Origin of the sequence: Pseudomonas sp. PS02302, assembly GCF_029959585.1 — a bacterium.
Classification (GTDB): Bacteria; Pseudomonadota; Gammaproteobacteria; order Pseudomonadales; family Pseudomonadaceae; genus Chryseomonas; species Chryseomonas aestiva.
In genome coordinates this window covers 35098-51750 of sequence record NZ_JASCON010000038.1, presented here as the reverse complement: position 1 = coordinate 51750, position 16653 = coordinate 35098, and the positions used below count along the sequence as shown (strand labels likewise).

General features: G+C 62.1%; 19 protein-coding genes. 16 read left to right on the top strand and 3 right to left on the bottom strand.

What is annotated here, in order from left to right; genetic code table 11:
- Window positions 1–94: 94 nt before the first annotated feature.
- From QMX82_RS14365 to QMX82_RS14355, 3 genes are read left to right on the top strand one after another with little or no spacing between them, the layout of a single operon-like run.
- Complete coding sequence (locus tag QMX82_RS14365; RefSeq protein WP_282284686.1) at window positions 95–1387, top strand: L-fuconate dehydratase; 1293 nt, start codon at window positions 95–97, stop codon at window positions 1385–1387.
- Window positions 1384–2244 (top strand): amidohydrolase family protein, encoded by an 861-nt coding sequence (locus tag QMX82_RS14360; protein WP_282284684.1) that lies wholly within the window; start codon window positions 1384–1386, stop codon window positions 2242–2244. Before QMX82_RS14365 ends, QMX82_RS14360 begins: the two co-directional genes overlap by 4 nt.
- Window positions 2241–3017 carry an SDR family oxidoreductase gene (locus QMX82_RS14355; protein WP_282284682.1) on the top strand — a complete coding sequence of 259 codons (777 nt, stop codon included), beginning with the start codon at window positions 2241–2243 and terminating at the stop codon, window positions 3015–3017. The genes QMX82_RS14360 and QMX82_RS14355 overlap by 4 nt, the downstream gene beginning before the upstream one ends.
- A gap of 732 nt (window positions 3018–3749) precedes the next feature.
- On the opposite strand, the gene QMX82_RS14350 is transcribed toward QMX82_RS14355, so the two are convergent.
- Together QMX82_RS14350 and QMX82_RS14345 are read right to left on the bottom strand one after the other, a co-directional pair.
- Window positions 3750–3887 carry a hypothetical protein gene (locus tag QMX82_RS14350; RefSeq protein WP_166655913.1) on the bottom strand — a complete coding sequence of 46 codons (138 nt, stop codon included), beginning with the start codon at window positions 3885–3887 and terminating at the stop codon, window positions 3750–3752.
- Between the two features lie 60 nt (window positions 3888–3947).
- The gene (locus QMX82_RS14345) at window positions 3948–4511 is read right to left on the bottom strand and encodes a TetR/AcrR family transcriptional regulator (RefSeq protein ID WP_158893508.1); all 564 of its coding nucleotides are present in this window, start codon (window positions 4509–4511) and stop codon (window positions 3948–3950) included.
- Between the two features lie 73 nt (window positions 4512–4584).
- Here QMX82_RS14345 and QMX82_RS14340 point away from each other — a divergent pair, with 73 nt between their 5' ends.
- From QMX82_RS14340 to QMX82_RS14280, 13 genes are all read left to right on the top strand, one after another.
- Complete coding sequence (locus QMX82_RS14340) at window positions 4585–5457, top strand: alpha/beta hydrolase family protein (protein WP_282284676.1); 873 nt, start codon at window positions 4585–4587, stop codon at window positions 5455–5457.
- Window positions 5458–5580: 123 nt separating this feature from the next.
- Window positions 5581–6699 (top strand): Re/Si-specific NAD(P)(+) transhydrogenase subunit alpha, encoded by a 1119-nt coding sequence (locus QMX82_RS14335; protein WP_282284674.1) that lies wholly within the window; start codon window positions 5581–5583, stop codon window positions 6697–6699.
- A 35-nt stretch (window positions 6700–6734) separates the two neighbouring features.
- Entirely contained in the window at window positions 6735–7049 is a 315-nt protein-coding gene (locus QMX82_RS14330) for an NAD(P) transhydrogenase subunit alpha (protein ID WP_133861386.1), read from the top strand.
- Between the two features lies 1 nt (window position 7050).
- Window positions 7051–8487: an NAD(P)(+) transhydrogenase (Re/Si-specific) subunit beta gene (locus QMX82_RS14325; protein WP_282284672.1), complete on the top strand. Its 1437-nt coding sequence runs from the start codon at window positions 7051–7053 to the stop codon at window positions 8485–8487.
- A 205-nt stretch (window positions 8488–8692) separates the two neighbouring features.
- Window positions 8693–9007, top strand: a complete 315-nt coding sequence (locus QMX82_RS14320; RefSeq protein ID WP_208693939.1) for a type II toxin-antitoxin system RelE/ParE family toxin — start codon at window positions 8693–8695, stop codon at window positions 9005–9007.
- 5 nt (window positions 9008–9012) lie between these two features.
- Complete coding sequence (locus QMX82_RS14315) at window positions 9013–9300, top strand: helix-turn-helix domain-containing protein (protein WP_208693938.1); 288 nt, start codon at window positions 9013–9015, stop codon at window positions 9298–9300.
- 137 nt (window positions 9301–9437) lie between these two features.
- Window positions 9438–10175, top strand: coding sequence for a hypothetical protein (locus QMX82_RS14310; RefSeq protein ID WP_282284669.1), 738 nt, complete (start codon window positions 9438–9440; stop codon window positions 10173–10175).
- 64 nt (window positions 10176–10239) lie between these two features.
- The gene (locus QMX82_RS14305; protein ID WP_282284667.1) at window positions 10240–10548 is read left to right on the top strand and encodes a DEAD/DEAH box helicase family protein; all 309 of its coding nucleotides are present in this window, start codon (window positions 10240–10242) and stop codon (window positions 10546–10548) included.
- A 20-nt stretch (window positions 10549–10568) separates the two neighbouring features.
- Window positions 10569–11408, top strand: coding sequence for a DEAD/DEAH box helicase (locus tag QMX82_RS14300; protein ID WP_282284664.1), 840 nt, complete (start codon window positions 10569–10571; stop codon window positions 11406–11408).
- Window positions 11409–11594: 186 nt separating this feature from the next.
- Entirely contained in the window at window positions 11595–12737 is a 1143-nt protein-coding gene (locus QMX82_RS14295) for a hypothetical protein (RefSeq protein ID WP_282284662.1), read from the top strand.
- 627 nt (window positions 12738–13364) lie between these two features.
- A complete protein-coding gene (locus QMX82_RS14290) occupies window positions 13365–14486 on the top strand; it encodes a hypothetical protein (RefSeq protein ID WP_282284660.1) in 1122 nt (373 codons plus the stop codon).
- A 124-nt stretch (window positions 14487–14610) separates the two neighbouring features.
- Window positions 14611–15090: a hypothetical protein gene (locus QMX82_RS14285; protein WP_208693934.1), complete on the top strand. Its 480-nt coding sequence runs from the start codon at window positions 14611–14613 to the stop codon at window positions 15088–15090.
- 69 nt (window positions 15091–15159) lie between these two features.
- Window positions 15160–15990, top strand: coding sequence for a glucose 1-dehydrogenase (locus QMX82_RS14280; RefSeq protein ID WP_282284658.1), 831 nt, complete (start codon window positions 15160–15162; stop codon window positions 15988–15990).
- Window positions 15991–16181: 191 nt separating this feature from the next.
- On the opposite strand, the gene QMX82_RS14275 is transcribed toward QMX82_RS14280, so the two are convergent.
- On the bottom strand, window positions 16182–16433 hold the full coding sequence (locus QMX82_RS14275; RefSeq protein WP_208693932.1) for a hypothetical protein: 252 nt from the start codon (window positions 16431–16433) through the stop codon (window positions 16182–16184).
- Window positions 16434–16653: the final 220 nt, after the last annotated feature.

Here is a 16653-nt window from a genome sequence, read left to right as displayed (position 1 = left end):
CCCCCCTCCACACCCCCCCCCCCGCCCCCGCTTACAGCGCCCGCCCCCGGGGCCGGGCTCGCTCAGCCCGCGAAATCCCCTCGAGGACAGCGCCATGCCAACAACAATTACCGGCCTGCAGATCGAAGACATCCGCTTCCCCACCAGCCAGGCGCTGGATGGCTCCGATGCCATGAACCCCGATCCGGACTACTCCGCCGCCTACGTCATCCTGCAGACCGACCAGCCGGGGCTGGAAGGCCACGGCCTCACCTTCACCATCGGCCGCGGCAACGAGATCTGCTGCGCCGCCCTGCGCGCCCTGGAGCCGCGGGTGCGCGGCCTGACCCTGGAGTGGATCCAGGAAGACCCGGGGCGTTTCTGGCGCCACATCACCGGCGACAGCCAGTTGCGCTGGATCGGCCCGGACAAGGGCGCCATCCACCTGGCCACCGGCGCGGTGGTCAACGCCGCCTGGGACCTCTGGGCGCGCGCCGTGGGCAAGCCGGTCTGGCGCCTGGTCGCGGAGATGAGCCCCGAGGAGCTGGTGCGCTGCATCGACTTCCGCTATCTCACCGACTGCATCACCCCCGCAGAGGCCCTGGCCCTGCTGCGCCAGCGCGCCGAAGGCAAGGCCGAGCGGCTGCAACGCCTCGAAGCCGAAGGCTATCCCTGCTACACCACCTCGGCCGGCTGGCTCGGCTATCCCGACGACAAGCTGCGCCGCCTCTGCCAGGAGGCCATCGACGCCGGCTTCTCCCATATCAAGCTCAAGGTCGGCCGCGACCTCGCCGACGACATCCGCCGGGTGCGCATCGCCCGCGAGGTGATCGGCCCCGAACGCCACCTGATGATCGACGCCAACCAGGTGTGGGAAGTCGGCGAGGCCATCGACTGGGTGCGCGAACTGGCCTTCGCCAAGCCCTGGTTCATCGAGGAGCCCACCAGCCCCGACGACGTGGAAGGCCATCGCGCCATCCGCGAGGCGGTGGCGCCGGTCAAGGTGGCCACCGGCGAGATGTGCCAGAACCGCATCCTCTTCAAGCAATTCATCATGCGCGGCGGCCTGGACGTGGTGCAGCTCGACGCCTGCCGCCTGGGCGGCCTCAACGAGGTGCTGGCGGTGCAGCTGATGGCCGCCAAGTACGACCTGCCGGTCTGCCCCCATGCCGGCGGCGTGGGCCTCTGCGAATACGTGCAGCACCTGGCGATGATCGACTACCTCTGCGTCGCCGGCACCCACGAGGGCCGGGTGGTGGAATACGTCGACCACCTCCACGAACACTTCGAGGACCCCTCCCGGGTGCGCGGCGCCGCCTATCTCGCGCCCCAGGCGCCGGGGTTCTCCATCGCCATCAAGGCCGCCTCCCGGGCGCGCTATCGCCATGCCGGGGAGCAGCCGTCATGAGTCCGCGCCTGGATGCCCACCAGCATTTCTGGCGCTATCGGCCGGCCGAATTCGCCTGGATCGACGGGCGCATGGCCGGGCTGCAAAGGGACCACCTGCCCGCCGATCTGCAACCGCACTTGCAGCGGGCCGGTTTCGACGGCTGCGTCGCCGTCCAGGCGCGCACCCTGGAAGAGGAGACGGACTTTCTGCTCGACCTCGCCGCCCGGACGCCCTGGGTGCAGGCAGTGGTCGGCTGGACCGATCTGCGCGCCGCCGACCTGGTGGCGCGCCTGGAACGTCGCCAGGGCAGTCGTCACCTGCGCGGTTTTCGCCATCCGGTGCAGGACGAGGCCGATCCCGGCACCTGGCTGGCCGATGCCGCCGCCAACCAGGGCGTCGCTACCCTGCAGCGGCATGGCTATCTCTATGAACTGCTGATCCACGCCGAGTCCCTCCCCGCCGCCACCGCCTTCGCCGCCCGCCACGACCACGGCGTGCTGGTGCTGGACCACCTGGGCAAGCCGCCGGGCCGGGTGGCGCCCGCCGACTACGCCCGGCTGCTGGCGCCCCTGGCGCGGCTGCCCCATGTGCATTGCAAGCTGTCCGGGCTGGTCACCGAGGCCGACTGGCACGGCTGGCAGGCGGAGCAGTTGCTGCCCTATGCGCGCATCGCCCTGGAGGCCTTCGGGCCGGAGCGGCTGCTGTTCGGCTCCGACTGGCCGGTCTGCACCCTGGCCGCCAGTTACGCCGAGGTGGTCGACCTGGCCGAACAGGCGCTGCTGGATCTCACGCCCAGTGAGCGCGAAGCGGTCTTTGGCGGCAACGCAGCCCGCCTCTATGGCCTCGGCACCCAGCCACGGGAGAAGGTGGCATGAATCTGCAGCTGACCGACAAGGTGTTCCTGGTCACCGGCGGCGGCTCCGGCATCGGCGCCGCCATCTCCCTGGCCCTGGCCGCCGAGGGCGCCATCCCGGTGATCCTCGCCCGCGAGCCGCTGGCCGCCGATTTCGCCGCGCAACTGGCCGAACGTCAGCCCAGGGCGCGGGCCTTCACGGTGGAGCTGTGCGACGAAGCTGCCTGCGAGCGGACCGTGGCCGCGGTAAAGGATGCCTATGGGCGCATCGATGGACTGGTCAACAACGCCGGGGTCAACGATGGCGTGAGTCTCAGCGCCGGTCGCGCCGCCTTCGTCGCCTCCCTGGAACGCAACCTGGTGCACTACTACCATCTGGCGCACCTCTGCCTGCCGGCGCTGCGCGCCAGCACCGGCGCCATCGTCAACATCGCTTCCAAGACCGCCCTTTCCGGCCAGGGCGACACCAGCGGCTACACCGCGGCCAAGGGCGGCGTGCTGGCCCTGACCCGTGAGTGGGCCGCCTCGCTGCTGGACGACGGCATCCGCGTCAACGCAGTGATCCCCGCCGAGGTGATGACGCCGCTCTACGAACGCTGGCTGCAGGGCTTTCCCGACCCGGCCGCCAAGCTCGCCGCCATCACCGCGCGCATCCCCCTCGGCCGCCGCATGACCACCCCGGAGGAGATCGCCGACACTGTGGCCTTTCTGCTGTCGCCACGCTCCAGCCATACCACCGGCCAGTGGCTGAGCGTGGACGGCGGCTACCTGCATCTGGATCGGGCGCTGACGTGAAGACGTGGCCGTAGGTTGGCGCTGAGCACAGCGAAGCCCAACAAGGGGGCAGGCGCCCTCACCCCGACCCTCTCCCAGAGGGAGAGGGAGAGGGAGCGGTTCAGTGGATCGTGTTCAGGTTCGGCGTTAGCCGGGATCATCAGCGCGTGAAAACGTTGCGCGCGCTCGACGTAGGTTGGCGCTGAGCACAGCGAAGCCCAACAAGGGGGCAGGCGCCCTCATCCAATCCTCTCCCAGAGGGAGAGGGGGCGGTTCAGTGGATCCTGTTCAGGTTCGGCGTTAGCCGGGATCATCGGTGCGTGAAAACGTTGCGCGCGCTCGCCGTAGGTTGGCGCTGAGCACAGCGAAGCCCAACAAGGGGGCAGGCGCCCTTCCTCCAACCCTCTCCCAGAGGGAGAGATGGCGGTTCAGTGGATCCTGTTCAGGTTCGGCGTTAGCCGGGATCATCGGCGCGTGAAAACGTATCGCGCTCGACGTAGGTTGGCGCTGAGCACAGCGAAGCCCAACAAGGGGGCAGGCGCCCTCACCCCAACCCTCTCCCAGAGGGAGAGGGAGCGGTTCAGTGGATCCTGTTCAGGTTCGGCGTTAGCCGGGATCATCGGCGCGTAAAAAAGCCGCGCGCTCGACGTAGGTTGGCGCTGAGCACAGCGAAGCCCAACAAGAGGACCACGGCAAGGCACCTGTAGCGTGGACAACGGCGCAGCCTTGTCCACCCGCCGGGCACCCAACCCGCTAACGCTTCGGACTCAAGGGACTGTCGTCCTGATCCTCGCGCTCTTCGGTGGTGGTGGTGTTCGCCGAATCCGGCACGTCGCCGTATTCGTCGTAGTCGTGGGGGGTCTGCTGGTCGTCCGCGGGTTCGGGATTCATGAGGTACTCCAATAAAAGAAGTGCCCTCGGTGGAGTCCGCCAGCCCAGGTGGCGTTCCCGCTAGACCAGCGCCACCAGACGTTCGGCCACCCGGTCGAAGGGGTCGATGCTGCGCTGGGCCCGGCACAGCGGGATCACCCCCTGCACCGCCGCCACCAGCAGCGTGGCCAGCCCCGTGGCCGCTTGCGCTGTATGGCCATGCTCGACCAGCGCCACCTGCAAGCGCGCTTCCCAGCGGCGATAGATGCCCGCCGCCGCGTCCAGCTCGCGCTGGGCGATCTCGTCCACCGGCTCTTCCACCGCCACCGCCATCACCGGGCAGCCGACGCGAAAGTCCGAGTCCAGCAGGATGTCGCGCCACAGGCGCAAAAAGCCCTGGATCCCCGCCAGGGCCCCGGCCTGCAGCTGCCGCTCCAGATCGCGACTGACCTGGGCGCCGGCCAGCTCCACCGCCTCCACCACCAGCTGGTGCTTGCCACCGGGAAAGTGATGATAGGTGGACCCCAGCGGCGCCTCGGCGCGCTTGATGGTCTCGCGAATGCTGGTGGCATTGAGGCCGTGCTGCGCCAGCATGGCCGACGCCGCCACCACCACCCGTTCCCGTACCGTCGACTGCTCGGTCATCCATTCTCCTTGCTATGACAGTCGTCATAATCTACCGTCCAGCCATTATAACAACTGTCATAGGGACCACCCCATGCCCAGCGACGCCCTCGTCGAGGATTTGATCACCGCGGACGGTTATCGCCTCAGCACCAGTCGCTTTCCCGCCCAGGGGCCGCTGCAGGGACGGCTGATCGTCGCCGGCGCCACCGCCGTGCCCCAGGGCTTCTATCGGCGCTTCGCCCAGCACGCCGCGGCGCGTGGCTTCGAGACCCTGACCCTGGACTATCGCGGTGTCGGCCGTTCGGCGCCGGCCTCGCTCAAGGGCTTTCGCATGGACCTGCTGGACTGGGCGCGCCAGGACCTCGCCGCCGCCGTGGACGCCATGGCCCAGGGCGACGTCCCCCTCTACCTGGTCGGTCACTCCTATGGCGGCCATGCTTTCGGCCTCCTGCCCAACCACGCCAAGGTCGCCGGCTTCTATGTCTTCGGCACCAGCGCCGGTTGGTACGGCTACATGCCGCCATTGGAAAGACTCAAGGTGCTGACCATGTGGAAACTGGTGCTGCCGGTGCTGACCTGGTGGAAGGGCTACTGCCCCTGGAGCGCCCTGGGCCTGGGCGAAGACCTGCCGCGCGACGTCTATCGCCAGTGGCGCCACTGGTGCAGCTATCCCCACTACTTCTTCGACGACCCGGCCATGCGGGGCATCGAAGCCGGCTACGCCGCGGTGCGCACGCCCATCGTCGCGGTCAACGCCCTGGACGATCTCTGGGCCACGCCGCGCTCGCGCGACGCCTTCATGCAGGCCTATCGCAACGTCGACCTGCAGCGCGAAGACCTCGATCCCCGCCAGCACGGCGGCGCCATCGGCCACATGGGTTATTTCCGCGCCAGCGCCGAGCCACTCTGGGACCGCGCCCTGGACTGGTTCGCCGCCCTGCCCCGGGCACCGGGCGTGAACTGAGCCCCGAACCGGCCGCCCCAGGGCGTGCCTGTCGCTTTTCCAAAAGCTCTCCGTCGTTTCCGGACAGTCATCCCGCTGCCCCAGGTCCCATTGTGGCGGCACGAATAACAAGGAGAAATACCCGTGCTGATCGGCATCCCGATGGAAACCGGTGCGGGGGAAACGCGCGTGGCCGCGACCCCCGAAACCCTCAAAAAACTGATCGGCCAGGGCCACCAGGTGGTGGTGCAACGGGGTGCTGGCGAGCGCGCCAGCGTGCCCGACGCGGCCTATGCCGCCATTGGCGCCCAGCTCGGCGATGCCGCCGCGGCCCTGGGCGCCGACCTGGTGCTCAAGGTGGCGGCGCCCGATGCCGCCGAGCTGGGGCTGATGAAGCCCGGCGCCGTGCTGATCGGCATGCTCAATCCCTTCGCCCAGGAGATCCTGGACCAGCTCAACGGCCGCGGCCTCACCGCCTTCGCCCTGGAAGCGGCGCCGCGCACCTCCCGCGCCCAGAGCCTGGACGTGCTCTCCTCCCAGGCCAACATCGCCGGCTACAAGGCGGTGATGCTGGCCGCCGACCACTATCCGCGCTTCATGCCCATGCTGATGACCGCCGCCGGCACGGTGAAGGCCGCGCGGGTGCTGATCCTCGGCGCCGGGGTGGCCGGCCTGCAGGCCATCGCCACCGCCAAGCGCCTCGGCGCGGTGATCGAGGCCTCGGACGTGCGCCCGGCGGTCAAGGAGCAGATCGAATCCCTCGGCGCCAAGTTCGTCGACGTGCCCTTCGAGACCGAGGAAGAGCGCCAGTGCGCCGAAGGCGTCGGCGGCTATGCGCGGCCCATGCCGGCCACCTGGATGGAGCGCCAGGCCAAGGCGGTGCACGAGCGCGCCAGGCAGGCCGACATCGTCATCACCACCGCGCTGATCCCCGGTCGCCGCGCCCCCACCCTGCTGCACGCAGCCACCGTGGCCGAGATGAAGCCCGGCTCGGTGGTCATCGACCTCGCCGCCAGCCAGGGCGGCAACTGCCCGCTGACCGAGCTGGACCGGGTGGTGGTCAGGCACGGCGTCACCCTGGTCGGCTACGGCAACCTGGCCGCGCGCGTCCCGGCGGACGCCTCGGCGCTCTATGCCCGCAACCTACTGGACTTTCTCAAGCTGGTGCTCAGGGACGGGGCCTTCCACCTCGACCTGGCCGACGACATCGTCGCCGCCTGCCTGATGTGCCACGGCGGCGAATTGCGCCGCAAGAACGCCTGAGCGCCCGCCCTCCGCCCCTCACAAGGACTGCCCCCATGGACCTGATTTCCGACGGCCTCTACAACCTGATCATCTTCGTGCTGGCCATCTATGTCGGCTACCACGTGGTCTGGAACGTCACCCCCGCGCTGCACACCCCGCTGATGGCGGTGACCAACGCCATCTCCGCCATCGTCATCGTCGGCGCCATGCTCGCCGCCGCCCTCACCGTCACCCCGCTGGGCAAGACCATGGGCACCCTGGCCGTGGCCCTGGCGGCGGTCAATGTCTTCGGCGGCTTCCTGGTCACCCGCCGCATGCTGGAGATGTTCAAGAAGAAGGCCCCCAAGGCCCCGGCGGAGCAGCGCTGACATGAGCATGAACCTCATCACCCTGCTCTACCTCGTCGCCTCGGTGTGCTTCATCCAGGCGCTCAAGGGCCTTTCCCACCCCACCACCTCGCGCCGCGGCAACGCCTTCGGCATGGCCGGCATGACCCTCGCCGTGCTCACCACCCTGGCGCTGATCCACAAGCTCGGCAGCGAGCTGGCGGTGCAGGGCATCGGCTACGTCATCGTCGGCCTGCTGGTGGGCGGCAGCGCCGGCGCCTACATGGCCAAGCGCGTGGAAATGACCAAGATGCCCGAGCTGGTGGCCTTCATGCACAGCATGATCGGCCTGGCCGCGGTGTTCATCGCCATCGCCGCGGTGGTCGAGCCGCAGTCCCTGGGCATCGTCGCCACCTTTGGCCAGCCGATCCCCAGCGGCAACCGCCTGGAGCTGTTCCTCGGCGCGGCCATCGGCGCCATCACCTTCTCCGGTTCGGTGATCGCCTTCGGCAAGCTCTCCGGCAAATACAAGTTCCGCCTGTTCCAGGGCGCCCCGGTGCGCTTCGCCGGCCAGCACCCGCTCAACCTGGTGATCGGCCTGGCCATCCTCGCCCTGGGCCTGGTCTTCACCTTCAGCGGCAATCTCGGCGCCTTCGCCGTGCTGGTGGCCCTGGCCTTCGTCATCGGCGTGCTGATCATCATCCCCATCGGCGGCGCCGACATGCCGGTGGTGGTCTCCATGCTCAACAGCTACTCCGGCTGGGCCGCCGCCGGCATCGGCTTCTCGCTCAACAACTCCATGCTGATCATCGCCGGCTCGCTGGTGGGATCGAGCGGCGCCATCCTCTCCTACATCATGTGCAAGGCGATGAACCGCTCCTTCTTCAACGTCATCCTCGGCGGCTTCGGCGGCGCGACGGAGGCCGCGGCCAGCAACGGCAGCGGGGAGCAGCGCCCGGTCAAAGCCGGCTCGGCGGACGACGCCGCCTTTCTGCTCGGCAACGCCGACAGCGTCATCATCGTCCCCGGCTACGGCCTGGCAGTAGCCCGCGCCCAGCACGCCCTCAAGGAGCTGACCGAGAAGCTGGTGCACAACGGGGTGACGGTGAAATACGCCATCCACCCGGTGGCGGGTCGCATGCCCGGCCATATGAACGTGCTGCTGGCCGAGGCCGAGGTGCCCTACGACCAGGTGTTCGAGATGGACGACATCAACTCCGAATTCGGCCAGGCCGACGTGGTGCTGGTACTCGGCGCCAACGACGTGGTCAACCCGGCGGCCAAGAACGATCCCACCTCGCCCATCGCCGGCATGCCCATCCTCGAAGCCTTCAAGGCCAAGACGATCATCGTCAACAAGAGATCCATGGCCAGCGGCTACGCGGGTCTGGACAACGAACTCTTCTACCTGGACAAGACCCTGATGGTCTTTGGCGACGCCAAGAAGGTCATCGAGGATATGGTCAAGGCGGTGGATTGACGGATCTGGATCGCCGCCTGGTGGCTCCGCTCATCAGGCGGCGACTCGGCGCTTCAGCCAGCCCTCTTCCGCAGGTCACTCAACGCCTCACCCTCTCTCCGCTGGCTGTCCAGGCCACCGTGCTCTTCAAGCCCCCATACGCCATTGACGTAGGCCCGCGACTCTAGTCCAATGGCTATACGTCACTGACGCATGGACGCTGCAGATGATCTTCATCGAAACACCGGTTTTCACGCGGCTCGTCAAGGAGTTGCTCGACGACGACGCCTATGCCGAATTTCAACGCTTTCTAGCGGAGCACCCCACGGCAGGGGACGTGATCAAAGATACCGGCGGACTGCGCAAAATCAGGATCGCTAGCAGCGGTCGTGGCAAGCGTGGTGGCTCGCGGGTGATCTACTACCACTTCACCGCAGACGCTCGCATCGCCCTGTTGCTGATCTATCCGAAGAACCAACAGGACGACCTGACCGACGACCAGCGCAAGGCCCTCAAGGGCCTCATCGAACACTGGAGATAAGCATCATGGCCAAGTTCTTCGACGAGCTCTTGCAGAGCGCCACCGAAATGGACGAGATCGTCCGGGGTGAACGCCAACCCTCGCGCGAATTCCACCTCGATGCCCTGCAGATCAAGCAGATCCGCCAGGCCACCGGCCTGAGCCAGGCGCAGTTCGCCAGGAAGATCAACATAGACGTCGGCACCCTGCGCAACTGGGAGCAATGCCGACGCGAACCTACCGGCCCTGCCAAGGCGCTGTTGATCGCTCTCAAGAATGATCCTGAGCACGTCCTCGCCGCACTGGGTGCTTAGGCTCAAGCCACCTTTCATCTGTAAGACTATTCCGCCAAAACGCCCTTGACGCCTCGCCCCACCCCACCTAACGTGAACTTCATCACAAGGATGTAGCCGTCACGATCCCCCGTCGCGGCCCCGGCCAGGACGCCGCCATGCCCCCCAAAGATCGTCACGGCAAGACCGCGCAAGACTACCGCGCCGCGCTCGTCGCCGAACTCGATGCCGTTCCCGACTGCCATCGCCGCCGCAAGGCTCAGCGCTCTCCCTTGCTAGTCGTCTGGCTACTGGTGCCTGTCGCCCTGCTCTGGCTCAACTGGCCTGGGGTGGAGCGCTGGCTGCATCCCGCTCCTGTGGTTGAACCTTCCATTGAAGTCGCGGAAAGCCAAACTCCCGCACCTCCGCCTGTTCCCTCTGCACCTGCCCCGCGCCAAGCCATAGCCGCCCCTCAACCGCTGGATGCCTGCCTCAAGCAAGGCAACGCCGTGGATGAAGAGGTACTGCGCTGCCGCTATGGCGCCGTGCCTCGCGCGCAGGAATCCGCTTCGGCGCCCCAAGGAATGGTGTCGGCAGCCTACCTCGCTCAGTACAAGGCTAGGCGGGAGTTAGCTCCCGTGCATACCTCTTCCTCGCCCTCTTTCAGCGAAAGCCACTGGGTTCCTAAATGGGACGGCAGTGGTTCGTATTTAGCTACTTGGGACGTGCAGAACAACCGGATTGATTACGGCAGCGTTTGTGGGAATCACCGTAAGGGTTCGATTGAGTACCGGGAATGTAGGAAGGGGGCGAAGCAGTGGTTTAAGAATGAGTGCAGAAAATTTGAGAATAAGGATTTAGCGTCACCCCGCGAGCGGTATTGCTCAGCAGCGGAAGGTTTCAGCACAATAAATTAATTAATATATACCATACGCTTCTAGCAACCAGCCACTAGACACAACTATTCATGGAGAGCTCACAATGGCGCCAAACGATAAACTTTATGAGACCAACTTAATCTACAAAAGTTGGATTGAGCACCCACTTAAAGTTATCACTCCATCTGTGGCAAATCAAAATCTAGGGTTTCGAAAACCGCAACGAGCAGCAATTTACACATCTCTAGCGCACCTAATCTCTTCACCCGAAAAGCCCGCAACTATTGTAATGCCTACAGGCACAGGAAAAACAGATACAATAATCGCAATAATCATTGTCGCACACTTCGAGAAGACTTTAATCATTGTTCCTTCAGACGCACTTAGGCGCCAGACAGCTGGGAAATTATAGAGTTAAAAAACATAAGAAGAATGGGTGCCATTGCCGCAACCACTATGGCGCCAACAGTTCACACATTAAGCGGAGCGCCTGATACTAATGACTGGAAGGCGATCGCATCATGCAACGTTATTATATCCACACCGAACTCCCTAGACCTCTGCAATGATTCAGATCTTTCTAAATTAGCGATGAGCTTTAGCCATCTGCTAATAGACGAAGCGCATCATGTAGCAGCAAAAACTTGGAGTCGCGCAAAAAAAGCATTCACAGGAAAACCTTGCTTACAATTTACTGCAACTCCATTCAGGGAAGATGGAGCCTCCTTAGATGGCGACATTATCTACAACTACCCATTAAAAGAAGCTAAAAACGACGGATACTTTCAAGCTATAGAATTCCATCCTATTCGAGAATATCAAGCATCACTCGCTGACAAGTCGATAGCGGACAAAGCTGTCAGCCTTCTTAGAAAAGATCTCTCTGATGGAAAAAATCATCTTTTGATGGCCCGTGCAAAAACAATTTCAAAGGCCAAGGAAATATTCGAAATCTACAAGCAGCATAGTGACCTCTCACCCATTTTAGTGCACAGCAAGTCAAAATCGCCACAAGAAATAACAAAAGCCATAAAAGAAAAAAGACATAGAATTATTGTCTGCGTAAATATGTTAGGTGAGGGATTCGATCTTCCAGAACTAAAAATTGCAGCCCTGCACGACCAGCATTGTAGCCCTGCAATAACCCTACAATTTATCGGAAGATTAACTCGCGTCGACCCAACGTTGGGATGCGCAAAATTTGTCGCAAACATTGCAAACCAAAAAGTAGATAGCCAAATGTCCGCCCTATACTCTGAAAGCGCGGACTGAAGTTCTATAATAGAAGAAGTTAGCGAACGAAAAATATCACGTGAACTGCAAAAAGAAAAATTCAATGCTCAATTTAAAGAACTTGAAGATGGCGAGCAAATACTTGCACTAAACCCATCACCCAATATAAGTGCAGTCGCATATCTTTTGCCCCCAAAGGACTGGAAACCTGAAGGCGCAAGAGACATGAAATCAAAAAACGAAACAGTCAAACTTTATTCAGTTAGCGAAAAAAATGACTTAGTCATGGCCGTCACTCGCATCGAAAATACCGTTCTGTGGGCGAGTTCGACAGAAATATCCACCATCGATTGGCATCTATATCTTGCCTACTACAAAAAGGAAAACCAGACTTTATTCATAACCACCTCTGGCGATGAAGGGCAAGCATTAAAATTTAAGAACCTTATCAGTAAAGACGCAGTAAGGTTTACTGGAGACAAGACCTTCCGAGTCTTGCACAATATAAATCTTTTAAAATTCCAAAATATTGGCCTTACACGCGGCACACGGGATCTTCGATTCACAATGCATGTTGTTAGAGATGTAACTGCCATTTTAGGAGAGCTAGAAGACGGCACAGCCATAAAATCCAATGTATTTGGAATTGGCTTTGAAAACGGCCAGAAGAGTACAGCAGGATGCTCTGCAAAAGGAAAAATGTGGAAAATGACGGCCGACTCGATTGATGAGTGGGTTAGATGGTGCGACACCACATCTCAGAAAATAAACAACAAAAAAATAGACACTCGAAGCATTCTCGATTACGTAGTAAGGACAGAGCAAATCGAGAATGAATGGCCAAGCGGAATATTTTATGCCGACTGGCCAGAAACCATCTATATCGAAAATGAAAAAAATATCGACATAACAATAAACGGAGTCTCTTACAACCTAACAGACTTGAATTGCGACACTCCGTCATACAACAGCAATAAGGAAATATCCATACCCATATCATCATCCGAACAACAGTTATTTGAGGTAAAATTAATACTTCTAGAGGATGGATACAATGTTGCATGCGACAATATAGAAATATCACTTAATAGGGGAATGAACCTATCTGACTATTTAGAAATCAATCCGCTTCGATTATTAAAGACCGATGGTTCTGTAATACTTGGAAACTATAGAAACTATTCGCCAAAAACGCTCAACGTGACCCTCCCCTCCCGACTACTAAGCAGCTGGGACTGGGGACAAACCAAAATCAATAAAGAGTCAATGGGAAAAGAAGAAGATTTTGACACTGTTCAAGGCTTCACATTCAATAAGATAAAGAAAGCTACAAAATTATCTTCAATGATGATGGATCTGGAGAGATAGCTGATCTAGTAGCCATAAATGAAGAGCCTGATCACATCCAAGTCGACTTTTACCATTGCAAATACTGCAACAAAGGCGAAAAACCTGGCGCAAGAGTCGATGACACATACATCGTAACCGGACAGGCAAGCCGATCAGTAAAATGGCTACATAGCGGCGTAGGGCTTTTCTCCCAACTTCTTTTTAGATACAGCAGATCCCTAGACGATGGCTTTAACAGACTATTAAAGGGCGACCCCATCGAGCTCGAAATCTTGCGTAATAAGTGTAGAGATATAGAGCTGAGATTAGGATTTTACATAGTTCAGCCTGCGATCTCTAAAGCGAAGATCACTGAAGAAATGAAGACCGTTCTCGGCACAAGCTACTCTTATGTAAAAGCGATATCTGGATGCGAAGTCAAAGTAATAGTAAACACTTAATCTATCGCCTCTACAGCTAAACAAATCTCACAACCATCAATAAGCGATGGATGTTGACAATCTGCAGCATCCATCCTTTCGACTGATTGTCTGCTCGAACCTAATAGTAAGATTATCTGCCTACGATTTTCTTGCTTACTGCACATACCCTTTCGCTCGCCTTGTGGCTCTTATCCCTCAAACAATCTCTACAAGGATCGTCCCCATGCCAACCTCCCGCTCCCTCATGGTCGCGTTATTGCTGGCCAACACCAGCGCCGCCTGGGCCGCGTCCAATACGGCCAACGTCCAGCAGAACGGTGGCTTCAACGTGGTGAACCTGAACCAGGGCAGCGAGCTGTCGGCGCGCAACCAGGCGGATATCCAGCAGAACGGCAGTTTTCTCAATGCCCAGGTCACCCAGCAGAACGATGCCGATGACCGCGTGCGGGTGCTGCAGACCAATGGCAAGAGCGCTGTCGAGGTCAACCAGGCGTGGGGCTCGCAGCGTCTGGTGGATATCGAGCAACGCGATGGCGGCTATGACCGGGTGCAGGTCGATCAGGGGCCGGGCAGTGGCAACGAGACGGTGGTGCGGCAGAGTGGTTTGCGGCAGGACACCTATGTCCATCAGGACGGTGGCTACCACCGGATCGATATCGAGCAGGACAGCTATGCGGCGGGCCAGAACACCCTGACGGTGCGGCAGGATGGCCTCGATGGCAGGATCGACCTGGCTCAACACGGTGACCGCCAGGACCTGCAGGTGACCAGCTTCGGCCTGCGCGACGGGGTCTGGGTGAGCCAGAACGGCGAGGACTCCAAAACGATCATCGAGCAGCGCGGCAATGACAACTATGTCGGTCTCAAGCAGGCCGGCGAGCGGGTGGACTCCAAGGTGGTGCAGGAGGGCAACGGCAACGATGTCCGGGTCCGGCACTCCAGCAGCTACTCGCGGCCCAGCAATGTCGACATCGCCCAGCGCGGCGATCTCAACCGCGCCGATGTCAATGTCTATGGCGTGGGCAACCAGCTGACCCTGGCGCAGACCGGTAATGGCAATAGCGCCAACGCCATCGTCTCCGGCGCGGGCAATCAGCTGGACCTGGCGTCCACTGGCGACGGCAATGGCATCAATGCCTATTACCTCGGCAACGACGGCCAACTGAAGGTGGATCAGCAGGGCAACGGCCTCGGGGTAACGGCCTATGTCACCGGCGACGCCTCCCGCATCACCGCCAGCCAGAGCGGCTTCCAGCACACCGCCGACCTGACCCAGAACACCGCCGGCAATGCCATCAACATCACCCAGAGCGGCTTTTCCAACCACGCCGTCATCAGCCAGTAGTCAGGGATCGGCGGGGCCAGCCCCCGCGCGCTCCGGCGGCGGCTGAGGTTGCTGCCACCCCGCTCGCTCAATCTTTGCCCCAGGCGGCCGCTATCCTTGAGATGTACCTTTCAAGGAGTCCGCGATGTCCAGCACGCTGTCGGTGAATGGCATTGGCCACGGCATCTCGCGCGCGCCCACGCTCAGGCTGGGTGGCGCGACTGCCAAGCCCACCGCCGAGGACGAGGCGGCCAAGGTGGAGCAAGCCAAGAAATCCAAGGGCATCGGCAAGCCCAATCCGCTGAACCAGATCAAGGATCAGGCCGAAGCCGACGCCACCCCTGCCAGCGAGAAGGGCAGCACCGGCAACAAGACCCTGGATACCCTCCAGAAGGCCATCGACATGGCCAAGCGGCAACTGGAGCTGGCGCAGAAGCAGTTGCGCGCGGTGGAGGCCCGGAGCAAGGGCGAAGGCAAGGCTGACGAAGCCAGCCAGGCCGCGCGCGAGGCCGCCCAGGCCAATGTCGCTGCCGCCAGCGAAGCCCTGACGACTGCCTACGCCGCCTACACCGAAGCCCTGAAGAAGGCCGGCGAGACCACCAGCGGGGTCAGCGCCCGGGCGTGATGCTGGCCCCCTCACCGAACCGCCTGGGCTACCCTCGGAGGCTAGTCACGATCTGGAGGGCGTACTCGCATGGCAGCCAAACTCAAGGACAAGACCGCGCTGGTCACTGGCGCGGCCCAGGGCATCGGCGCCGCCATCGCCCGGGCCTTCGTGGCGGAAGGCGCCTTCGTCTATATCACCGACCTCAACGCTGACCTTGGCCGCGCCGTCGCCGCCGAGCTGGGGGACGGTGCCCGCTACCTGCCCCTGGACGTGCGCCTGGAAGCCGACTGGCAGCAGGTGACGCGGCAGATCCTCGATGAGCGCGGTCGGCTCGACGTGCTGGTGAACAACGCGGGGATCACCGGCTTCGAGCAAGGCGTGGTGGCCCACGATCCTGAACACGCCAGGCTCGAAGACTGGCACGCGGTGCATCGCACCAATCTCGATGGCGTCTTTCTCGGCTGCAAGCATGGCATCCGCGCCATGCGCCGGGCGGGAGCAGGTTCCATCATCAATATTTCGTCGCGTTCAGGACTGGTGGGTATTCCCGGCGCGGCGGCCTATGCCTCGTCCAAGGCGGCCGTGCGCAATCACAGCAAGACGGTGGCGCTCTATTGCGCGGAGCAGGGCCTGGCTATCCGCTGCAATTCCATCCACCCCGCCGCCATCCTCACGCCCCTGTGGGAGCCCATGCTGGGCGATGGCCCGGACCGCGCGGCGCGCATGGCGGCGCTGGTGCAAGACACGCCGCTGCGGCGCTTTGGCCGCCCCGAGGAGGTGGCGGCCGTGGCGCTGCTGCTGGCGTCGGACGAAGCCGCCTACATGACCGGCAGCGAGCTGAACCTGGACGGCGGCCTGCTGGCCGGTTCGGCGGTGACGCCCGCGACGGCGGAAGCGCCCTCGCCCACTCCGCCCTGACCTTGACGCTCAGCCGCCACTGGGCGACGAGCTGGCCGGCCAGGACTTCGGTCGGCGTGATGCCGGCGGCGGCCAGAGGTCCGTACTGGCGATGTTGATATCCATCGCCAGCAGTCCGCCGTGGCCATCCGTGAGCAGCCACCTGCGGCAGCCCCTAAGTCGGCCGCCAGGTAGGAGGATCGCGCAGGTCGCTAGCTATCCGGATAGATGTCTGCCGCGGTGATGTCCGGAAGGCTGCCGCCGGCGCGCAATTCGTTGATGGCGTCGCGGATCACCTCGTAGAGCAGCGCGGTGTTGCGCACCAGGGTCTGGTTGAGGGTACGCGACACCCGCGCTGGCCGGGCGGGGTCGATGAGGGTGATCAGCAGGTTGTCACCCTGGGATTGGATTTCGTGCTTGATGGGAGGGTCCAGCGCCGCCAGTTGACTACGAAGAGCTTGCATAGAGCCAAGGGTTCTCCAGGTGGTATTGCTCTTTACGACTCGACCGCTGGCGCCCGTGTTCCAGCGCTTCGCTCGCCAACGTCGGTCAGGGCTGACGGGAGCCCTTACCCGCCCCGCCCTGCACAGCGCCGTTTCACAACGGGCGCGCACCTGACCCTCAGCGCACCGACTCAGCGGCGAAGACGAGAGAGTGCCTGGCTGCGGCTGGACGACTGCCGCG